Annotated in this window: 17 protein-coding genes and 2 tRNA genes; 12 read left to right on the top strand and 7 right to left on the bottom strand. The window is 73.7% G+C overall.

The window, feature by feature from the left end; all coding sequences use genetic code 11:
* The first annotated feature begins 524 nt into the window (after positions 1–524).
* From ACGH2B_RS18555 to ACGH2B_RS18545, 3 genes are all read left to right on the top strand, one after another.
* On the top strand, positions 525–902 hold the full coding sequence (locus ACGH2B_RS18555; RefSeq protein WP_399090640.1) for a hypothetical protein: 378 nt from the start codon (positions 525–527) through the stop codon (positions 900–902).
* Between the two features lie 400 nt (positions 903–1302).
* A complete protein-coding gene (locus ACGH2B_RS18550; protein ID WP_399090637.1) occupies positions 1303–1944 on the top strand; it encodes a bifunctional DNA primase/polymerase in 642 nt (213 codons plus the stop codon).
* A 69-nt stretch (positions 1945–2013) separates the two neighbouring features.
* A tRNA-Lys gene (locus ACGH2B_RS18545) sits at positions 2014–2087 on the top strand.
* Positions 2088–2143: 56 nt separating this feature from the next.
* On the opposite strand, the gene ACGH2B_RS18540 is transcribed toward ACGH2B_RS18545, so the two are convergent.
* On the bottom strand, positions 2144–3385 hold the full coding sequence (locus tag ACGH2B_RS18540; RefSeq protein WP_399090634.1) for a M6 family metalloprotease domain-containing protein: 1242 nt from the start codon (positions 3383–3385) through the stop codon (positions 2144–2146).
* A gap of 302 nt (positions 3386–3687) precedes the next feature.
* On the opposite strand from ACGH2B_RS18540, the gene ACGH2B_RS18535 reads away from it, so the two are divergent.
* Positions 3688–5586, top strand: a complete 1899-nt coding sequence (locus ACGH2B_RS18535; protein ID WP_399090631.1) for a putative bifunctional diguanylate cyclase/phosphodiesterase — start codon at positions 3688–3690, stop codon at positions 5584–5586.
* Positions 5587–5884: 298 nt separating this feature from the next.
* Here the strand turns inward: ACGH2B_RS18535 and ACGH2B_RS18530 are convergent, their stop codons facing one another.
* The 3 genes from ACGH2B_RS18530 to ACGH2B_RS18520 form a co-directional block, all read right to left on the bottom strand.
* Positions 5885–6997 carry an LLM class flavin-dependent oxidoreductase gene (locus tag ACGH2B_RS18530; protein ID WP_399090628.1) on the bottom strand — a complete coding sequence of 371 codons (1113 nt, stop codon included), beginning with the start codon at positions 6995–6997 and terminating at the stop codon, positions 5885–5887.
* Between the two features lie 173 nt (positions 6998–7170).
* Positions 7171–7902, bottom strand: coding sequence for a decarboxylase (locus ACGH2B_RS18525; protein ID WP_399090625.1), 732 nt, complete (start codon positions 7900–7902; stop codon positions 7171–7173).
* A 95-nt stretch (positions 7903–7997) separates the two neighbouring features.
* Positions 7998–8945, bottom strand: a complete 948-nt coding sequence (locus tag ACGH2B_RS18520; RefSeq protein ID WP_399090623.1) for a decarboxylase — start codon at positions 8943–8945, stop codon at positions 7998–8000.
* Positions 8946–9189: 244 nt separating this feature from the next.
* On the opposite strand from ACGH2B_RS18520, the gene ACGH2B_RS18515 reads away from it, so the two are divergent.
* Both ACGH2B_RS18515 and ACGH2B_RS18510 read left to right on the top strand, forming a co-directional pair.
* On the top strand, positions 9190–10155 hold the full coding sequence (locus tag ACGH2B_RS18515) for a D-2-hydroxyacid dehydrogenase (RefSeq protein ID WP_399090620.1): 966 nt from the start codon (positions 9190–9192) through the stop codon (positions 10153–10155).
* Positions 10156–10256: 101 nt separating this feature from the next.
* Positions 10257–11669: an amidase gene (locus tag ACGH2B_RS18510; RefSeq protein WP_399090617.1), complete on the top strand. Its 1413-nt coding sequence runs from the start codon at positions 10257–10259 to the stop codon at positions 11667–11669.
* Between the two features lie 238 nt (positions 11670–11907).
* Here the strand turns inward: ACGH2B_RS18510 and ACGH2B_RS18505 are convergent, their stop codons facing one another.
* Entirely contained in the window at positions 11908–12408 is a 501-nt protein-coding gene (locus tag ACGH2B_RS18505; protein ID WP_399090614.1) for a DUF3830 family protein, read from the bottom strand.
* Positions 12409–12791: 383 nt separating this feature from the next.
* On the opposite strand from ACGH2B_RS18505, the gene ehuB reads away from it, so the two are divergent.
* The 6 genes from ehuB (at position 12792) to ACGH2B_RS18475 (ending at position 17082) form a co-directional block, all read left to right on the top strand.
* The gene (gene ehuB, locus ACGH2B_RS18500; protein ID WP_399090611.1) at positions 12792–13721 is read left to right on the top strand and encodes an ectoine/hydroxyectoine ABC transporter substrate-binding protein EhuB; all 930 of its coding nucleotides are present in this window, start codon (positions 12792–12794) and stop codon (positions 13719–13721) included.
* Positions 13718–14443, top strand: coding sequence for an ectoine/hydroxyectoine ABC transporter permease subunit EhuC (gene ehuC / locus ACGH2B_RS18495; protein ID WP_399090608.1), 726 nt, complete (start codon positions 13718–13720; stop codon positions 14441–14443). Before ehuB ends, ehuC begins: the two co-directional genes overlap by 4 nt.
* Complete coding sequence (gene ehuD, locus ACGH2B_RS18490) at positions 14440–15093, top strand: ectoine/hydroxyectoine ABC transporter permease subunit EhuD (protein ID WP_399090605.1); 654 nt, start codon at positions 14440–14442, stop codon at positions 15091–15093. Before ehuC ends, ehuD begins: the two co-directional genes overlap by 4 nt.
* Positions 15083–15892: an ectoine/hydroxyectoine ABC transporter ATP-binding protein EhuA gene (gene ehuA, locus ACGH2B_RS18485; RefSeq protein WP_399090602.1), complete on the top strand. Its 810-nt coding sequence runs from the start codon at positions 15083–15085 to the stop codon at positions 15890–15892. Before ehuD ends, ehuA begins: the two co-directional genes overlap by 11 nt.
* Positions 15893–16177: 285 nt before the next feature.
* Positions 16178–16936 (top strand): IclR family transcriptional regulator, encoded by a 759-nt coding sequence (locus ACGH2B_RS18480; RefSeq protein ID WP_399090599.1) that lies wholly within the window; start codon positions 16178–16180, stop codon positions 16934–16936.
* 72 nt (positions 16937–17008) lie between these two features.
* A tRNA-Lys gene (locus tag ACGH2B_RS18475) sits at positions 17009–17082 on the top strand.
* 388 nt (positions 17083–17470) lie between these two features.
* Here the strand turns inward: ACGH2B_RS18475 and ACGH2B_RS18470 are convergent.
* Both ACGH2B_RS18470 and ACGH2B_RS18465 read right to left on the bottom strand, forming a co-directional pair.
* A complete protein-coding gene (locus ACGH2B_RS18470) occupies positions 17471–18064 on the bottom strand; it encodes a lytic polysaccharide monooxygenase (protein ID WP_399090596.1) in 594 nt (197 codons plus the stop codon).
* A gap of 672 nt (positions 18065–18736) precedes the next feature.
* Positions 18737–19963, bottom strand: coding sequence for a hypothetical protein (locus tag ACGH2B_RS18465; protein WP_399090593.1), 1227 nt, complete (start codon positions 19961–19963; stop codon positions 18737–18739).
* Positions 19964–19977: the final 14 nt, after the last annotated feature.

Below are 19977 nucleotides of genomic sequence, written 5' to 3'. Positions count from 1 at the left end.
TTTACCGGCCTCCCGGCACTCCCGCCACCAGGATGGCAGAGCCCCCGCTCGCGCAGAATCGCGCCCCGTCTCCGCGCAGACGCTTTCCGACGTACGGACGATTTCGGAGTTCCCCGCAGGGATGCCCACCGCATCTCCGCACTTCCGGATCGATTCCCGATGTATCCCCCTCTCAATTCCGCAGCCCAGCTCACCGAATCGCCGTCCACCCAATTCACTCCTTATCACTTGTCCACCCGGAGATCGAGCCCCTTCCGCAACTCCGTCGGCCGCGTTCAGCACCGAACCGGATGGGAGCCCTCGGATCGTTTCCCTGAGCCCCGATCGGACAGGCGAACGCCGGGGGCGGAAGCGGACAGGGAACGCCGGGGCGTGCGGGCCGTGACGCCGCCGCCCGCACTCACCCCGTGCGGCGCACGAAGGGTCCGCCCCACTCCCCGGCGCGCGCACCCGCGCGCGGTGGGCCTGCCCCCTTGCGCGGCGCGGGACAATGGAATGCGGCACTCGACCCTGGAGGTACGTTCATGTCCGAGCCGCGACCGGCTCCCGACCCGCGCGGCGCGGCGCCCCGGCGCATGCGGCCCGCGCCGCTGCTCTTCGAACCGCCCGCGGCCACGGCGGACCCGGAGCACTTCTTCGACCTGGAGTCGATAGCGGACCCGCACGAGCTGCTGGGCCGCTCCACGGAACTGGCGCTCGCCTTCCGCGCCGCCGCCGACCGGGCGACGGAGTTCCAGGCCCTGGCCGCCGCGCAGCTCGCCGACCCCAAGCGCTTCGACCGCCTCTCCCTGACGGCGCTCGCCGAGCGTGCGGAGTGGACGGAGGACTACGCCCGCAAGATGGTCGAGTTCGGCCGGAGCCTGATGCGCGACGGCGCCACCCGCCCCGACGGCGGGGACTGAGCCGGTACGCGGGGCCGCCCGGTGGGGCCCCGGGGCCCCCGCCCGGCGCCTCCGGACGCACGGCCCGGCCGCCGACGCACCGCCCCCGGCCGTCCACGGGCGGGCCGGGCCCATCGGCGTACGCCCGTGACCGACCCGGCAACGGCGCCCCGCCCCACCGGACGGGACCGTCACCGAAGCCCACCGGCATACGGCCCCGCCCCGTCCGTACGGGTCGCCCGTACCCCCTGGGAAAGCACCCCGCGAACCGCTCCCGGAAAACGTCCGAAAGGTCACCCGTCCGGGTTTTCCCATGAGCCCACGGCATATGCGCGCGGGGAAGATACCCCCTACCGGCCCGTAGTGTCCTGGTTTCGGAAAACCACTTCGGGGGCGGGGCGCCCGTCGGTAGACCTGTCCCATGAGCGACTGGCAGTCCGACACCTCTCCCGCCCCGGCGTCCCCGGGGTTCCCCACCGCCTCCTACGTCACCCTCGCCGGCGCCGACTGGCTGGCCTCCGCCAGCCCGCGTCCGGGGGCCGTGCGCTCTCTGTGGGCGCAGCGGCCCGCCGCGCCGAGCGTGCTGCCGTGCGGCACCGCCTTCGACGTGATCAACGCGCCCGCGCTCTTCGGCCGCCGGATGGTCGACCGGCTCTGGTCGGACGGCCCCGGCTCCGGCCCGGTCGCCGCCCACCAGGGCCGGATCCTGCTCTTCGCCGCCCCGGGCACCGCGCAGCGGCTGCCCGCGCTGCTGGAGTGGGAGGAGTGGTCGGCCGCCGTCCCGCCGCTGCTCTGCCACGGCAGCGGGGACGCGGTGACCGTCCCGCCGCTGTACCCGTCCGCCGGCCCGGTGGACGGCGCCGCCCCGCCCGCCTCCCGGTGGCTGGTCGCCCCCGACGTCCGCCGCCCCTGGCTGCCGGGTCCGGACGTCCTGCTGTGGGCCTGCGTACGCGCCGCCCGGGTGGACGTCCCGCGCACCGGCGGCGCGGGCCTCAGGCACCCGGCCCGCGCCGCCTCCGACCGGGCCCCGGAGCGCCCCGCCACCGCGCTGACCTCCCGCTGAGCGTCCGGCCGCCGGGCATTCGATTTTTGCCCTCCCCCTTCCGGGTGCTAAGGTCTTCCACGTCAGCAGGCGCCGCTAGCTCAGTTGGTTAGAGCAGCTGACTCTTAATCAGCGGGTCCGGGGTTCGAGTCCCTGGCGGCGCACAGACAGACAAGGCCCTCACTTCGGTGGGGGCCTTCGTCGTACGCGCGGGGCGGGTTCAGGCGCGGGTGACCCGGACCGTCCAGTCACCCGAGGGTTCGCGCGCCTCGACCTCCACCCGTACGCCGTCGGCGGTGTCCCGCAGGCTCTCCCCCACGCCGAGCGGGGCGTCGGCGAGCGGCGGATGGACGGAGGTGCCCTTGCAGGCGGCGGTGGCCGGGTGGCCGTCGAGGACCTGTACGGGGCCGGTGCCGGAGGCGGCGGTGGAGCGGACGCGGTAGACGAGGACGCCCTCGCGGCAGACCGTCCGGTCGTTGCCGGCGGCGTCGCGGGCCTCGACGGCGAGGGCGGTGTCCCGTCCGGTGCGGACCACCAGCAGCCGGGGGCGGCGCTCGTCACCCGGTTCCATGGGGGCGGACAGCGGGCGCAGGGTGTGCCAGCCGGCGCCGGTGAGCCCGGCGCAGTCGACCTGGTTGTCGGTGAGCCAGCCGAGCTTCCACTTGTGCCAGGCGAACAGGTCGGGCGCCAGACCGAACTGGCTGCCCATGAGGTCCCAGTCGCCGACGTAGGTGTCCCAGTCACCCTTGCCGCCCTCGGGGCGGTGGTAGAGGTCCGGCAGGTCGAAGACGTGGCTGGTCTCGTGGGCGAGGACGTTGCGGTCCGGCGGGTTCTGCTCGAAGACGGTGACGAAGCGCCGCAGGTCGGTGCGGTCGGCGCGCATCGGCTGGTCGAGGTTGACGACCTTGGTGGCGTCGGAGTCGACGCCGGGGGCGTCCGGGTCGGCGACGAAGTAGACGATGTCGTAGCGGCCGAAGTCGACGGAGGGGTCGGCGGCGGCGACCGCGTCACGGAGGTAGGACGCGCGGCTGCCGGCCGCCCAGTCACGCCGTATTCCGTAGTCGGTGGAGCGGTGCGGCATCCGTACCCACTTCTTGTGGAGGTGGGGGCGGAGGCGGAACTTCCCGTACGAGGCACGGTCGAAGAATCCGGAGGTGGCCGGAAAGTAGTTGCGGGCGAGTTCGCCCGCGCCGGCGACGGGGGTGGAGTCGGGGAACGAGAGGAAGATCATCACGGCGTCGAGGGCGCCGCGGGGGCGGGGGTAGGCGGCGTTCCAGGTGTCCAGTCCCTCGGAGTGGTGGGCGTCGGTACGGCCGAGGGCGCACGAGAGGGTGGCTTCCGAGGCGGTGGCGGGGCCGGCGACGATCGAGGTCGCTATGAGCGCGGTCAGTGAGGTGGCGACCGCCGCGGCGCGGCGCAGCCTCCGGGGCTCGGCCCTGTCGGGCGTCTGGGGGCGCACCACATCGACCTCCGGGGACGGGAATTGGACACCCCAACCACCCTGTGATGATTTACAGGTATTCGTCCTGTTTCCGCGTCCAGCGGAGTGAGCGGCGCCCCCGCGCCACTCCGTCACGGAACGTCACACGTAGCCATCACGGTCAATCCGGTGGGCTCCGATGAACACAGCCGGGCAGAAATGGCTGAACTTCCGTCACCCGTGCCGATGATCACGGCGATGTCGCTGGCTCGCCCGCCGCGGCAGCCTCTATGATCGCCACACTTTCCAGCGCGGATTCCCCCCTCCGTCACGAGACCAGCGCCATGCGGGAGCGAGCAGTGAGCGGACACCCCGACAGGACGGGCCGCACGCCCGGAGTGACGCTTGACTCCGTGACGGAGCGTGAGGGTACGACCAACGAATCCGGTGTACGGGCCGAGCGGCAGGGCGCCGCGGGCCGTCTCCCGGCGCTCGCCCACGAGAGCCCGGCCACGGCGTTCGGCGACTACCGCGCCGCGTTCCACGCCGCCCGGTTGCCGATGGCCCTGCTGGACGGCGACGGCCTGATCATCGCGGCCAACCCCGCCTTCGGCGAACTGCTCGGCACCGACCCCGCGCGGCTGACCTCGGCCGCCGCCGCGGACCTCACCGACCTCGGCTCCGACCCCCGGCTGTGGACCGCCTACCGCGAGGTGCTGTGCGGCCGCAGTGACCGGCTGCGCTGCACCCGCCGCCTCAAGCACCCGGCGGGCCACACCCTCTGGGTGGAGGTCGGCGTCGAGCCGCTGCCGGACGGCGAACGGTTCCTGCTGACCGTCGCGGACAGCAGCGACCGGCACGATCTGCTGGCCCGGGTGCGCCATCTCCAGATGCACGATCCGGTGACCCGGCTGCCCAACCGCGCGCTCTTCTTCGAGCGGCTGTCGGCGGCGCTGGAGGCCGCCTCGTTCGAGCCGTCGGGGACCGGCCGTATCGGCCTGTGCTACCTCGACCTCGACGGTTTCAAGGCCGTCAACGACACGCTCGGGCACCGCGTCGGCGACCGGCTGCTGAGCGCGGTGGCACAGCGGCTGAGCCGCTGCGCGGAGCGCACCGGCGCGCGGGACGACGACACCTCCCGCGGCCATCTGGTGGCCCGGCTCGGCGGTGACGAGTTCGCGCTGCTGGTGGAGAACTCCACCGGCACCGACCAGGTGGCGGAGCTGGCGCAGTGCGCGCTGGACGCCCTCCAGCAGCCGTTCGACCTGGCCGGGCAGCGGCTGTCGGTCTCGGCCAGCATCGGCGTGGTGGAGCGCACCGCCGCCGGGACGACGGCCACCGGCCTGATGCAGGCGGCCGACACCACGCTGTACTGGGCCAAGGAGGACGGCAAGGCCCGCTGGACGCTCTTCGACCCCGAGCGCAACGCGCACCGGATGACCCGGCAGGCGCTGTCCAGCACGCTGCGTCCGGCCGTGGACCGCGGCGAGTTCACGCTGGAGTACCAGCCGCTGGTGGGGCTGGGCGACGGGCGGGCCGAGGGCGTGGAGGCGCTGGTGCGCTGGCGTCATCCGCAGTTCGGCACGCTGGCGCCGAATCGGTTCATCGCGCTGGCCGAGGAGAACGGCTCGATCGTCGAACTGGGCCGCTGGGTGCTGGAGACCGCCTGCCGTCAGGCCCGCGCCTGGCAGCTCGCGCGGCCCGCCGTCCGGCCGCTGGTCGTCAGCGTCAACGTGGCGGTGCGTCAGGTGTGGGACTCCGACCTCGTCGCGGACGTGGCCGGAATCCTCGCGGAGACCGAGCTGCCGCCGGAGCTGCTGCAACTGGAGCTGACCGAATCGGCGGTGATGGGCTCGGCGGGGCGGCCGCTCCAGGCGCTCCAGGCGCTGAGTGACATGGGCGTACGGATCGCCATCGACGATTTCGGCACCGGCTACTCCAACCTCGCCTACCTCAGCCGGCTGCCGGTCTCCGTCCTGAAGCTCGACGGCTCGTTCGTCAGCGGTTTTCGGTCACAGGAGCACCCGAATCCGGCCGATGAAACGATCGTGGAGGCGCTGGTCGCGCTGGCACACCGGCTGGGGCTGACGGTCACCGCGGAGTGTGTGGAGAGCGCCGAGCAGGCGGCCCGGCTCCGGCGGATCGGCTGCGACACCGGCCAGGGCTGGCTCTACGCCCGCCCGCTCCCCCCGGAGCGGATCACCGCCCTGCTCGACGCGGACGGCCGGACGGACGACTTCTGAGCGTGCGCCGCGCCGGACGGGGCGCGGCGGCAACGGCGGGCGGCCGACGGCGTGCCGCGGGCCGGTGCGCCGGGGCCATGGAGCGCTCCGGGGCCGGACGGGCGAGCGCGCCGACGTCACGGCGCGCTCCGGGCACTGCCGCGAGCAGTGCGCACGGCAGCCCGGCCGACCGGCGCGCCGCCCGGACAGCGGGCTGTGACCACGGCGGGCGCCCGGCACCGCAGCGCGGACCGACCCGCCCCGCCGCTCCGTACGCGGGTCGGCCCGGCGCGGTGTGCGGCGGCCGGTCCCGACCGCCTCAGTCGCGCGGCAGTCCGTACGCGTCGGCTATCAGCTCGTAGGAGCGCAGCCGGGCGGTGGCGCCGTGGGCGTTGGCGGTGAGCATGAGTTCGTCGGCGCCGGTGCGTTCGGCCAGGTCGTCGAGGCCCTGGCGGACGGCGTCGGGGGTGCCGTGGACGATGTTGGCGAGCCAGCCGTCGACGAAGTCGCGCTCGTGGGCGTTGTACGGATACGCGGCGGCCTCCTCGGGGCTCGGGACCAGGCCGGGGGTGCCGGTGCGCAGCCGGAGCATGGAGAGCGCGCCGGTCATGACCTGGCGGCGGGCCGCCCGCTCGTCCTCGGCGGCGAGGGTGGCGACGCCGATCAGGGCGTACGGCTCGGAGAGCACCTCGGAGGGGCGGAAGGACGCGCGGTAGAGGTCGAGGGCGGGCACGGTGTTGGCGGCCGAGAAGTGGTGGGCGAAGGCGAACGGCAGGCCCAGGGTGCCGGCCAGCCGGGCGCTGAACCCGGAGGAGCCCAGCAGCCAGAGCGGCGGGCGGTGCGCGGACTGCACGCCACCGGGTGAGGCCGCCTGGACGGGCCCGGGGACCGCGTGGATACGGGCGTACGGGTGGCCGTCGGGGAACGTGTCGTCCAGGAAGCGGGTCAACTCGGCGAGCTGCTGGGGGAACTCGTCGGCCCCTTCGTGCAGCCGCTCGGTGCGGCGCAGGGCCGCGGCGGTGGCGCCGTCGGTACCCGGGGCGCGGCCGAGGCCGAGGTCGACGCGGCCGGGGGCCATCGCCTCCAGGGTGCCGAACTGCTCGGCGATGACCAGCGGCGCGTGGTTGGGCAGCATCACGCCGCCGGAGCCGAGGCGGATGCGCTCGGTGTGGGCGGCGAGGTGGGCGAGGAGGACCGCCGGGGAGGACGAGGCGACGCCGGGCATGGAGTGGTGCTCGGCGACCCAGTAGCGGTGGAAGCCGCGGCGCTCGGCCAGGCGGACGAGATCGGCGGCGGTGCGGACGGCGTCCGCCGCGGAGCTGCCCGTACCGACCGTCACGAGGTCGAGGACGGAGAGCGGGACGGGTGCGTCCCCCTGGGCGGTGCCGCGGATCTCGTCGCGCTGGGCCTGCTGGTCACTTTCGCCGCTCACGGGCGGGTCCTCCTCGCTTCGCCGGTCTGCGGCCACGATAACCGGAGAACAGCTCCGGTTATTCCCGGAGCCGGTTCACCCGTTCCCGTGAATCCGCCCTGGGGCAGCGCGGCGGCCCCGGTCCGCCCGGGGCACGCGGCGCCGTGCGGGGGGGCATCCCAGTGGGCGCCCTCTCACCGTTCCCGGTGCGCGGCGGGGGTGAAGAGGGTACCCAGGGCGGGGCGTTCGACGGTGCGGCCCACCAGGCGCAGGCCCTCCCAGACGGTGACCTGATTGGCGGTGAGGACCGGTTTGCCCAGCGCGGTTTCGAGCTCCGCCAGGTACGCCGCGGTGTGCAGGGCGGTGTCCGGCAGCAGGACCGCCTCGGCGTCCGGATGGTCGCCCGCCCGGGCCATGGCCAGCACCTCGTCGCGGCCCCAGGTGCCGACCTCGGCGGCGGTGATGATGCCGCTGCCCCGGGTGGCGACGACCTCGGTACCGGATTCCTTCAGGAAGGACCGGAACAGCTCCGCGACGTCCTCGGGGTAGGTCGCGGCGACCGCGACCCGGTGGACGCCGAGTGCCCGCACCGCGCCCGTGAACGCGAAGGAGGTGCTGGACGCGGGCAGCCGGGCGGCCGCGGACAACTCCCTGACCTGCTCCTGGGCACCCTCCCGGCCGAAGACGAAGCTGGCGCTCGTACAGGCCCAGACGACGGCCTCGGCGCCCAGGGCGCGCAGTTCGCCGGCGCCGGCGGCGAGCCGCGCCGCCGACCCCATCTCCAGCAGCGCGTCCACCCGGTGGGCGTCCTCGCCGATGTCGGTGTGGACCAGGGGCAGCGCGATGCCGTCGCCGAGGAGCCGGGCGAGGCGCGGGTAGTCGTCCTCGGCGGAGTGGCCGGGGTAGAGGAAGCCGACCGTGGTCATGCGGTTCTCCCTTGGGTGGGGGCTCGGGCCGGGGGACGGCGCGGCGGTGCGGGGCGCGCGGGCCGGGGTCCGCGCGCCGTCGGGCGGCGCCGGGTTCAGTGGCGGGTGCCGCCCCGCCGGGCCCGTGGTTTTCGCGGGCGGCGCTCCGGGGGGTCGGCGGTCGGTGACGGCTCCGCGGGCGGGGCCGTACGGGCGGCCTCGGGCGGGGCGGGTTCCGGCTCCGGCGGTTCGTCCGGACGGGTGCCGGGCACCTCCGGCGCCGACGGGGCGGGCGGCGCACCGGAGTTCATCGCGGCGGGACCGGCGCGGGCCACCGGGTCCAGCAGCGCCTGGTACGGCCCGACCGCGCGGACGCCGATCGCCCGCAGCGCGGCCCACAGCGTGACCTGGTTGGCCGAGAGCACCGGCATCCGCAGCTCGGCCTCCAGTTGCGGGATGGCGTCGTACGTCGGGAGGTTGGTGCAACTGATGAAGAGGGCGTCGGTGCGGTCGGTCACGGCGGTGCGGGCCATGGCGACGACATCGCGGTAGGGGACCTGCCAGATGTGCCGGGTCAGGCCGAGGTAGGCGCGGCCGGTGACCTGAACGCCCGCCTCGCCGAGGAACGCCTCCAGGGAGTCGGTGACCGACCTCGTGTACGGCGTGACCACCGCGACGTGCCAGGCGTCCAGCTCCCGCAGCGCCTCGATGAGCGCGCCCGAGGTGGTGAGGGAGGGGACCGCCCCCGCCTGGACCATCGCCGCCGTCATCGCCCGCTCGCCCGCGAGGCCGCCGACGAAGCTTCCGGACGTACAGGCGTAGGCGATGACCTGCGGAGAGACCGCGCTCAGCGCCTCGACGGCGGCGCGCAGCGTTTCGTGTTCGCTGACCATGCGGGCCAGATCGAGGCTCACCTCGACGGGGACGAACGGGGTACGGGTGAGGTGGAGGGACACGTCGTCCGGTACCCAGCGCCACAGCTCACGGTCGAGGGCGAAGTCGAAGGGCGCGACGACGCCCACACCGAGCTGGGGCTGAGGGCCACCGAGGAAGGAGACGTCCATGAAAGCCCCTAGGAGAGCGAAGGGCAGTGGCCAGGACCTGGCCAGAGGAGAAGGACAGCCGGGATGAGCCGGGACGTCGGAACAGTGCCGTTGTTGACACGGTAGTTACGACTTCTTAGCGTGGTCAATCCTCACATCTCCGGCATTTTCCGGCCTCTCGTCCCGCGCTTCCGCCCCCGGTCCCTCCGTCGCCCGCCGGCCCCTTCCCCCCGCCCCGTTCCACGTCTCAGAACGGCTTTGGCCCATGCCTGACAGCACCGTCCTCGTCCTGGGTTCCGACCCGCCGCCGAAGCTGGACCGGCTCACCGGCCGGGCCCGGGTGGTGACCGCCGAACCGGCCACCCTCGCCGCGCTGCTGCCCACCGCCGATGTGCTGCTGGCCTGGGACTTCACCTCCGACGCGATCCGTGACGCCTGGCCCGTCCGAGGCCCGCGGCCCGGCTGGGTGCACACCGCGAGCGCCGGGGTGGACCGGCTGCTGTGCCCGGCACTGGTCGCCGACGACACGGTGGTGACCAACGCCCGCGGCGTGTTCGAGCAGCCGATCGCGGAGTACGTCGCCGGGCTCGTCCTGGCCATGGCCAAGGATTTCCACGGCAGTTGGGAGCGCCAGCGGCGGCGGCACTGGGAGCACCGCGACACCCGGCGGCTGGCCGGGACGCACGCCGTCGTCGTCGGCTCGGGCCCCATCGGCCGGGCCGTCGGCACCACCCTGAAGGCACTGGGTGTCACCGTCGAACTGGTGGGCCGCCGGGAGCGCACCGGTGATCCGCAGTTCGGCACGGTGCGCGCCGCCGAGGCGCTGCGCCCGCTGCTGGGCGGCGCCGACTGGGTGGTCTGCGCGGCGCCGCTGACCGACGCGACGCGCGGCCTGTTCGGCCCGGAGGCGTTCGCCGCGATGCGCCCCGGGTGCCGCTTCGTCAACGTCGGCCGGGGCCCGCTCGTCGACGAGGACGCGCTCGTCGCGGCGCTGCGCTCGGGGCGTCTCGCGGGCGCCGCGCTCGACGTCTTCCAGCAGGAGCCGCTGCCGCCGGACAGCCCGTTGTGGCAGACGCCGGGCCTGTTCGTCTCACCGCACATGAGCGGCGACACGCTGGGCTGGCGGGAGGTGCTGGCCGCGCAGTTCGAGGAGAACTTCGACCGCTGGGCGGCCGGGGAGCCGCTGCACAACGTCGTCGACAAACGGCTCGGCTACGTCCCGGTGCGGTGACCGGGCCCGCCGCCCGTCCGCCCCGGGCGCCGGCCGAGCCGAACCGCCCGCCGCCATCCGTCCCGCCCCGCCCGGGGCGGCCGCCCGACCGGAGGACGCTCATGTCAGCACCGAACCGGCTCGCCACGCTCTCGGCCCGGCAGCTCACCGACGGGTACGCCGCCGGTACGTTCTCGCCCGTGGAGGCGGTCACCGCCGCGCTGGAGCGGGCCGGGGCCGCGCAGGAGCGGACCACCGCGTTCGCCCTGATCGACGCGGAAGGGGCGCTCGCCGGGGCCCGCGCGTCCGAGGAGCGCTGGCGCGCCGGGCGCCCGGCGGGTCCCGTGGACGGCGTCCCGGTGAGCGTCAAGGACCTGCTGCTCACCCGGGGTCTGCCCACGCTGCGGGGTTCGCTGACGCTCTCCCCCGACGGCGCGGCGTGGGACGAGGACGCGCCGTCGGTGGCCCGGCTGCGGGAGGCGGGCGCGGTGTTCCTCGGCAAGACCACCACCCCGGAGTTCGGCTGGAAGGGCGTCACCGACAGTCCCCGGAGCGGCGTCACGGGCAATCCGTACGACCCCGCGCGCACCTCGGGCGGCTCCAGCGGCGGCAGCGCGGCGGCGCTCGCGCTGGGCGCCGGGCCGCTGAGTCTGGGCACCGACGGCGGCGGGTCGGTCCGCATCCCCGGGTCGTTCTGCGGGGTCTTCGCCCTGAAGGGGACGTACGGGCGGGTGCCGCTGTATCCGGCGAGCCCGTTCGGGACGCTCTCGCACGTCGGGCCGATGACGCGGGACGCGGCGGACGCGGCGCTGATGATGGACGTGATCAGCGCGCCCGATCCGCGTGACTGGTCGCAGCTCGGGCCGGTCGGCGGCTCGTACCTGGCGGCCCTGGCGGAGCCGGTGGCCGGGCTGCGGGTGGCGTACAGCCCCTCGCTCGGCTGGGACGTCCCGGTCGCGCCGGACGTGGCGGCGGCGGTGCGCGCGGCGGCGGAGACGCTGGCGTCGCTGGGCGCGCACGTCGAGGAGGCCGATCCGCCGATCGCCGACCCGGTGGAGGCGTTCCATGTGCTGTGGTTCAGCGGGGCGGCGCGGGTGGTGGAGCATCTGGACGCGGCCGGGCGGGAGCTGCTGGACCCCGGGCTCGCGGAGATCTGCGGTATCGGCGCCCGGTACGGCGCGCTGGACTACCTGGCCGCCGTCGACACCCGGATGGCGCTCGGTACCGCGATGGGCCGCTTCCACACCACGTACGACCTGCTGGTGACGCCGACGCTGCCGGACACGGCGTTCGCCGCGGGCACGGAGGTGCCGCCCGGCTCCGGGCTCGGCCGCTGGACGGGTTGGACGCCGTTCACCTATCCGTTCAACATGACGCAGCAGCCCGCCGCCACGGTCCCCTACGGGCTGGACCGCGACGGCCTGCCGATCGGCGTCCAGTTGATCGCGGCCCGCCACGCCGACGCGCTGGTCCTGCGCGCGGCCCATGCGCTGTACGAGGCGGGGGCGGCGGGGGTCCCGGCGGCCTGGGGGTGAGGGACGTACGGGCCGGGCGGACGGGCCCGCCGGTGGGCGGCGGACTGAAGCCGGGCGGCGGGCCGAGCTGAGGCCGGGGCGGAGGGCCGAGCTGAAGTCGGGGCGGGCCACGGGCTGAGCCGGGCCGGAGCCGGGGCGGGACGAGCCGGAGCCGGGCGGCGGGCCCCGGGCCGGAGGGGCGCGCCCGCCCGCACCGCGCGCCCCGGCCGGACCACCCCGCGCCCGCGCCGCAGAAGGGCTACGCCCGGCGGAAGCTCAGGCTCTCCCCCACCGCGCCGGCCCGCCACAGGTCCTGGCAGGCGTCGGCCATCCGGTCGAGGCCCTCGACGATCGTGCCCCAGACGATGCCGGGGACCCAGCCCGCGTCCCCGTTGATCAGCAGGTTGTTGCGTTCGTAGAAGAGCGCGAGGTCGACGACGGTGGCCCGGGTGCGGGCCTCGGAGCCGTCGGCGTAGCCGTACGCGGAGGTGCCCAGCTCGGTGCCGCTGAAGGTGAAGTAGCACAGGTCACCGGGGATCGGGGTGATCGTGGGGTTCTCCAGCGGCGGCTCCTCGGGGGCGAACGGCGCGAGGAGGGTGTAGATCTCGTTACGTGCGTATTTGGCGTGGTAGACGTCGCCGCCCAGGGGCAGCGCGTCCCAGACGGCGGCGCAGGTGCGCGGCGCGCGGTCGTCGAGCAGCCGGGCGGTGCAGTGGACGCCGCGCTTGTCCAGCGAGACGTCGAGAAAACGGTCGGCCATGGAGGTCTCCTTCGGTCCGTGGTGTGCCGGTACGGGCGCCGCCGGGCGCGGCGCGGACCGTGCCCCGGGGCCGCGCGGACCCGCCCGCGCCCGGCCCTACCGCCTGCCTATCCGCCGGACGGCCCGGGGTACGGGAGGGCGGCGCCGGGCGAATCGGTGAATTCCACCCGCGTCCACGGAAAAACCGGGCACCGGCCGCGGCGACATACCTGTCCACACGGCCGCACACACCCGCCGATGACGCATACCGCTGCCACTGCGGCGTAATCCGGCACTCTCACCGTAGACGGTGATAACGGATTTACACCACGCTCGGGCGGCAGTTCCGTCAAGGGCCGGAAACGAGCGGCATACATTCGAACAGTTCGGGTAGTTGCGCGCCCATGGCTCCACCACAGGGGAAAGATTCAGGCATCAGTGTCAGAGGGATCAGCCGCCGCTCACTGCTGACAGGAGCGGCGGCTTTCGGTGCGGCAGGCGCCCTGACGGCGGCGACCGGGTGCGCCCGGGTCGATGTCACCGGCGCCACGGACGGGGGACATCTCCTCGATGATCTGCGGGAGCGCTCCACGGTGCGGATGGGGATCGCCGGTGAGGCGCCCTATGCGTACATCGACAAGAACGGCGAGCTGACGGGCGAGGCACCCACCGTCGCCCGTACCATCTTCCGGAAATTGGGTGTCCGGAATTTCGAGCCGGTACCGGTCGAATTCGGCGCTCTGGTTCCCGGACTGCATTCCTTCCAGTTCGACGTCATCGTGGCCGGAATGTTCATCAACAAGACCCGCTGCCAGGCGGTGCTCTTCTCCGATCCGGATTACGAGTCGAAGGACGGATTTCTCGTCCCCAAGGGAAATCCGAAGAAAATTCACTCCTATCGGGACATCGCCCGCGGCGGATTCCGGATGGGCACCGGCGTCGGATACGCGGAGCTGGACTACGCGGTCGGCAACGGCGTGCGCAAGAGCGTCATCCAGACCTACGGCGACACCATCGCCGGGATGGAGGCGCTGGAGGCGGGACGCATCGACTGCTTCGCGGGCACCGCACTCGCCATGATCGAGACGCTGCGGACCGGCCGGCACCCGCGGGTGGAGATGACCGAGCCGTTCACCCCGGAGGTGGACGGCGTCCCCCAGCGCGACGGCGGCGGTTACGGCTTCCGGATCGGTGAGACGAAGCTGCGCGACGCGTTCAACCGCGAGCTGCACGCCATGAAGCGCAGCGGTGAACTCCTGCGGCTGGTACGGCCGTTCGGATTCACCGAGGACTTCATGACCGATCTCACGACGAAGGAGCTGTGCAAACGGTGACCGGAGCACTGTGGGAACTCTTCTTCAAAGGCGTGTGGATCACCGTCCAGTTGATGGTCTACAGCGCCGCGCTGGCCGCCGCCGTCGCCTTCGGCATCGGCATCGCCCGCACCTCCCGCCTGCGCGTGGTGCGCTTCCTGTCGGGTGCGTACGTGGAGATCTTCCGCGGCACCTCGGCTCTGGTCTTGATGTTCTGGCTGTTCTTCGCCCTGCCGCTGCTGGGCTGGCAGCTCGCCGGGGTGTGGGCCGGCACCCTCGCCCTCGGCCTGTCGTACGGCGCGTACGGCTCCGAGGTGGTGCGCGGCGCGCTGGCCGCGGTGGCGCCCGCGCAGCGGGAGGCGGCCATCGCGCTGAGCTTCACGCCCTGGCAGCGGATGCGGAAGGTCCTCCTGCCGCAGGCGCTGCCCGAGATGCTGCCGCCGTTCACCAACCTGCTGGTCGAACTGCTCAAGGGCACCGCCCTGGCGTCGCTGCTCTCCATCGGCGAGCTGACCTTCGAGGCCAAGCTCGCCCGGCTCTCCACCGGTGAGAGCGCCCAGGTCTACGGGATCATCCTCGTCCTCTACTTCGTCATCGCGTTCGTGGTGACCCGGATCATGCGGCTGGCGGAGCGGCGCGCCAAGGCCTCCGTCGGGAAGGCCCCGGAGCGCTCCGGCGGCCTGTTCCCGCGCCCCGCCGCACCGGGCAGCGCCGCACCGGCCGCCGGAGGTGGCAAGCCGTGAACACCTGGTCATGGGGGTACGTCGGCGACATCCTGCCCGACCTGCTGAAGGGTCTCGGCGTCACCGTCGAGGCGACGCTGCTGGGGTCGCTGGTGTCGTTCGCGCTGGGTCTGGTCTGGGCGCTCGCCCTGCGGTCGTCGAACCGCTGGGTGACGTGGCCGGTGAGCGCGGTCGTCGAGTTCGTCCGCAACACCCCGCTGCTGGTGCAGCTCTTCTTCCTCTTCTTCGTGCTGCCGAGCTGGGGGCTCACCTTCTCCCCGCTGGTCACCGGCGTCATCGGGCTCGGGCTGCACTACTCGACGTACACCGCCGAGGTCTACCGCGCCGGGATCGACGGGGTGCCCGCCGGACAGTGGGAGGCGGCCGTCGCGCTGAACCTGCCGCGCCGCCGCACCTGGACCGCGGTCATCCTCCCGCAGGCGCTGCGCCGGGTGGTCCCCGCGCTCGGCAACTACGTCATCGCGATGTTCAAGGACACACCGATGCTCGCCGCGATCACCGTCGGCGACATGCTGTTCCAGGCGAACACCATCGGCGCGACCACCTTCGACTACATGGAGCCGATCACCGTCGTCGGCGCCTTGTTCATCGTGATCTCGTACCCGACCTCTCTCCTCCTGCGAGCCCTGGAGCGCCGCCTTGTCCGCTGACACACACCTCACGAAGGACGCCGCCCGTCCCGGCGGCACCGAGCTGATCCGCTTCGACCGCGTCACCAAGCGGTTCGGGTCCCACACCGTCCTGGACGCGCTGGACTTCACCGTCCGGGCGGGCAAGCACGTCACGCTGATCGGCCCGTCCGGCTCCGGCAAGACGACGATCCTGCGGCTGCTGATGACGCTGCTGAAGCCGGACGAGGGCACCATCAAGGTCGGCGACGCCTATCTCACCCACGAGGAGAAGGGCGGCCGGCTGATACCCGCCGGCGAGAAGCACATCCGCGAGGTCCGCAAGAACATCGGCATGGTGTTCCAGCAGTTCAACCTCTTCCCCAACATGAAGGTGCTGCGCAACATCACCGAGGCGCCGGTCCATGTGCTGGGTCTGAGCAAGGACGAGGCGGAGGAGCGGGCCCGCGGACTGCTCGACCTGGTCGGGCTGACCGCGCACCTCGACAAGTACCCGACGCAGCTCTCCGGCGGCCAGCAGCAGCGGGTGGCCATCGCCCGCGCGCTGGCGATGCGGCCGCAGGTACTGCTGCTGGACGAGGTGACCTCGGCGCTCGACCCGGAGCTGGTGGCCGGTGTGCTGGACGTCCTGCGGGACATCGCCCGCACCACGGACATCACCATGCTCTGCGTGACCCACGAGATGTCCTTCGCGCGGGACATCTCCGATGACGTGCTGATGTTCGACGCGGGCCGGGTCATCGAATCCGGATCGCCGGAGAAGATCTTCACCGCCCCCGAGCACGACCGGACCCGGGAGTTCCTCCGCGCGGTGCTGTGACGTCCGGCCTTGCCGTCCGGTGGAGCCCGGCCCCGTTCCCCGGGCCGGGCTCCACCGCGTCCCGGCCGCTCCCGTACGCCCGTGACCATGGCATATGCCGTTCCGGAAAGCGGGGCGACGGCCTTCCACGGAGTGTGGTTTTCGGTCAAGACCCTCTCCACCGACGGTCGTTGGCCGCTATCGTGATAGAAGTCCCGCCGCCCGGGAACAGCCGGCGGCCCGCGCCGCTCGCGCCCGACGGTGGCGGATACGACGCAAGCGGTACCGACCTGCTAGGGGGCCACCGTGGCGCTGAAGCCCGATCCGACCGCGCCGTTCGCTTCGGTGCAGCACGCCCTGCGCGTCCTCGAAGCGGTCTCCCGGCACAGCGGCGGCGTGACCGATGTCGAGATCGCCCGCCGCACCAACCTCCCCGCCACCCATCTCGCGCAGATGCTGACGATGCTGCGGCGCGAGGGGTACGTCGAGCAGGTGCCGGACGGCGCGTACGTCGTCGGTGAATCGCTGCTGCTGCTCGGCACCGGCGGCGACCGCGATCAGGCGCTCCGCGACAAGCTCCAGATCACCCTCGACGATCTGCGGGACTCGGTGGGCGCGGCGGTCTACATCAGCCGGTACATCGACGGCGAGGTCAAGATCCTGCACTACGCGGACGGTCCGCTCGCCCCGAAGGTCAACGAGTGGGCGGAGTTCCACCGCACCGCGCACGCCAGCGCGGTCGGCAAGTGCCTGCTGGCCCAGCTCGACCACGACGGACGCAAGGATCATCTGGCCCGGCACAAGGCCGCCCGGCTCACCTCGCGCACGATCACCAACGAGAAGATCCTGCTCCACAAGCTCGACAGCCAGCCGCCGACGGTCCCGGTCCTCGATCTCCAGGAGTACGCGGTGGGCACGGTCTGCGCCGCGGTGCCGATCACGGCGGGTGCGGCGGTGGGCTGCCTGGCGCTGTCGATGCCGCTGGAGAACGCCCACCGGCTGCGGCAGGCGGCCGACGCCCTGAACCGCCGGGCCACCCCGGTGCTGCTGTCGCTCGCGATCTGACCCGGCACGGGCCCGCGGGCGGGGTGGTCGGAAGCACCCCCGAGGAGCAGGTAGTATTTCTTTCGTCAGCGCGCGCCGCTAGCTCAGTTGGTTAGAGCAGCTGACTCTTAATCAGCGGGTCCGGGGTTCGAGTCCCTGGCGGCGCACCTGTGAAGTGGGCGTCTCCGGTTTTCCGGAGGCGCCCACTTCGGCGTTCACGGCAGGTGTGAGCGGCCCGTGCACGTGCGCGGTGGCCGGTTACGACCCGGCGTACAGGGGGCGTACGGGGAGCGTGACCGGGGGCATCCCGAGCGGACGCCCGTCCTCCGGGGCGGGGACGCCCGGCCCGCCACCCGTACGGGGTCGCCGTACGGGTCGGGGACGCGCGCGGGCCGGGCGGACTCCGGAGGAAGGGCCGTCGGGAAGCCGGGACGTCGGGGGCCGGACGGCGGGCCCGGGCGCGGGCGACGGACGGGCGGCCGGGGCCATGGGCACCCGGGCGCCCGCCGGTGGGGACGCCTGCGTCGGCGGGCCCGCCGTCCGGCGGTCACCGGGTCAGGAGAGGTCGACGTCGGAGCAGGCGTAGAAGGCGTTGCCGGTGTCGGCGATGTTCCAGACGCCCAGGATGATGTGGTGGCCCTTCTTGCCGGTGGGCACGGTGCCCTGGGACTGCCAGGTGGCGTCCGGCTGCTTACCGCCCATCGGGACGGTCATGAAGGGCTCGGGCTCCAGGTCGGCGCGGGTGAGCGGCTTGCTGGGGTCGTAGCCGTCCTTGGTGATGAAGTACTGGAAGTCCGTGGTGGCGTGACGGGCGGTGAGGCGCCACTGGAAGGTGTAGCCCTGGCCGCCGGTCAGCTTGGTGGCGGGCCAGTCGCCGCCGCGCGGGTCGTCCAGCTCGGCGAAGCCTTCGTTGCCGCCGGAGCAGATCTTCCCGTCGGCGGGTCCGGCGCCCGGGAAGCCCTTGGGGCCCTCGACGCTCTGCGGTTCGTACTGGATGGCGCCGCAGTTCTTGACGGTGCCCTGGGCACAGAGCGACTGACGGCTGACCGGCGCGTCGCTGTAGCCGTGGCTGGAGGCGCTGCTGGTGGACAGCAGGGAGGCGCCGATGACGCCGAGCCCGATCATGGTGGCACTGAACCTCTTGCGCATAGCTCGCTCCTGGAGGACGTGGGGATTCCAACGACAGGGGGAAGGTGCGGTGCGGTCTAGACCAACGCGAGGCTACGAGTGGACGCACGACATGTCCAGACCAATAACAACCGGGATTCCGGACTCCCGGAAACGAGGACGCGGGCGGCACGGCCCGGCGCGGCAGGGACGGAGGGCCGGCGGGAGCGGGCGGGCGGGGACGGCCTGGGCGCGCGACGGAGGCCGAGGTCGGGGTGGTAGACGCAGGTCAGGGGCGGCGTGGGGTGTCCCCCGGGGTCGTCGCGCTCAGGAGACGCCGTGCGCGTGCGGCCGGGCGGTGCGGCGGCGGGTAGGACCGGGGCGGGCGCAGGTCGAAGACGGCGCCGGGCGATACCTGGAGGTGGTCGTCGATCCCATGAGATGCCGTACGGGTGCGGGGCGGGCGTCCGGGCGGCGGACAGCGGGGGCGTGGCGACCAGGGGGCCGGGCGGCGAGCGATCCGGGCAGGCGGTGAGCGGTACTGAAAGCGCAGGCGCGCGGCCGTCAGGGGGGCCGGGCGGCGAGCGATCCGGGCGGGGAACGAACGGCCCGGCCCGCAGCGGGGGCGTTGCCCGGCGGGCAGCGGCGGCGGGCGGCCCGGTGGTTCTGCCGTACGACCGTGGGGGGGTCGTACGGCGCGGCGCGCGGGGGTGGTCAGGCGGCTGCGGCGGGGAGGGGGGTGGCGGAGAGGCCGGCGGCGGCCTGGATGAGGGCGGTGTAGGTGCGGCGCAGGGCGATCAGGGATTCCTGGGCCTCGCGGTAGACGGCGGCGTCGGGGCCACCGCGGTGGGCGAGGGTGCGGACGGGGGCGCAGTGCCGGTCCATGGCGCTGAGCCAGGCGCGGTGGTGGGCCGGGAGGTGGCGGCGGAACAGTTGGCGGCCGCCCTCGCCCATGCGGCGTCCGCCGATGCCGAGGACCGCGTCCGCCGCCTGGAGCACGGGCGGCTCCAGGGCGCCCTGTCCGGCGAGCGTCGCGATCACCTCGGACTGCCGGACGGTGGCCGGCGCGTCCGCCAACTCGGCGGTCTCTTCGTAGAGTTGAGCGCGCAGGGCGTGCTGGATGCGGACCAGGCGGCGCAGCGCGGTCGGGGTGGAGGAGTCGTCGGGGGCGCGGCCCGCGAGGGTTTCGGCGAGGCGGAAGAGCCAGATGCCGTGCGCCTCCAGCCGGGTCACCGCGAGCATCAGCCGGTCGAGGCGGCAGAGCGGTTCGCCCTCCGGGGCCCAGCGCACGATCGGTACGAGCTGTTCGGTGCGGGCGAGCTGGTCGATGGGCAGGTGGCGGCGGGGTTTCCGCTCCGGGGCCCAGTTGTGCAGCGACAGCGCGGGCAGCGCCACGAACTGGTCGTGGTCGATGCGGTGCGCGATGGCGGACCACAGGTCGAGGAAGCCGCCGTCGGCGCTCCGGCGGGCGGCCGGGGCCTGCGGGTCGAGCCCGGACCAGCCGCAGGCCACCGCGATCACGGCGATCCGCATGGCGGCGGCCTCGGCGTTGCGCGGGGAGAGCCGGGAGACCCGCTGGCGCAGCGCGGTCAGCTCCCCGGCGCGGCCGGAGCGTTCGACGGCGGCGACGGCGTCCGCGGCGCTCGGCGCGAGGGCCACGGTCCGCGCGAGGGCGTCCAGCAGCGTCCAGGTGCCGATCATGGTGCGGACCGGGGGGCGCTCGGGCAGGAAGCCGTGTGCCCGCGGGTCATGGGTGCGGGCGTCACCGCGGGTGCCGTCGTCGCCGGTCGCGGCGCCGGTGGCACTCCGCAGGTCGGGGCCCGAGCCCTGCCGGGGAACCGTCGCGGACCGGCCGGTGCGCTGTACGGGCGGTGCCGCCGGGCGGCGCCGCGCGGGGGCGGCCGTCTCCAGGGCTTCGGCGGTCGTGGTCCCGGTCGTCATAGTCGTCCTCACCG

It is taken from the genome of Streptomyces sp. BBFR2 (assembly GCF_044497305.1).
Lineage (GTDB): Bacteria > Actinomycetota > Actinomycetes > Streptomycetales > Streptomycetaceae > Streptomyces.
Note: the sequence above shows the minus strand (reverse complement) of the source record. Positions and strands in the feature narration are given on the sequence as shown.

Coding starts and splice junctions, on each gene's coding strand:
- ACGH2B_RS18470 (WP_399090596.1), bottom strand. CDS start 18,064: ATGCGCAAGAGGTTCAGTGCCACCATGATCGGGCTCGGCGTCATCGGC.
- ACGH2B_RS18505 (WP_399090614.1), bottom strand. CDS start 12,408: ATGGCCGACCGTTTTCTCGACGTCTCGCTGGACAAGCGCGGCGTCCAC.
- ACGH2B_RS18550 (WP_399090637.1), top strand. CDS start 1,303: ATGAGCGACTGGCAGTCCGACACCTCTCCCGCCCCGGCGTCCCCGGGG.
- ACGH2B_RS18535 (WP_399090631.1), top strand. CDS start 3,688: ATGCGGGAGCGAGCAGTGAGCGGACACCCCGACAGGACGGGCCGCACG.
- ACGH2B_RS18465 (WP_399090593.1), bottom strand. CDS start 19,963: ATGACGACCGGGACCACGACCGCCGAAGCCCTGGAGACGGCCGCCCCC.
- ACGH2B_RS18525 (WP_399090625.1), bottom strand. CDS start 7,902: ATGACCACGGTCGGCTTCCTCTACCCCGGCCACTCCGCCGAGGACGAC.
- ACGH2B_RS18555 (WP_399090640.1), top strand. CDS start 525: ATGTCCGAGCCGCGACCGGCTCCCGACCCGCGCGGCGCGGCGCCCCGG.
- ACGH2B_RS18520 (WP_399090623.1), bottom strand. CDS start 8,945: ATGGACGTCTCCTTCCTCGGTGGCCCTCAGCCCCAGCTCGGTGTGGGC.
- ACGH2B_RS18515 (WP_399090620.1), top strand. CDS start 9,190: ATGCCTGACAGCACCGTCCTCGTCCTGGGTTCCGACCCGCCGCCGAAG.
- ACGH2B_RS18510 (WP_399090617.1), top strand. CDS start 10,257: ATGTCAGCACCGAACCGGCTCGCCACGCTCTCGGCCCGGCAGCTCACC.
- ehuB (WP_399090611.1), top strand. CDS start 12,792: ATGGCTCCACCACAGGGGAAAGATTCAGGCATCAGTGTCAGAGGGATC.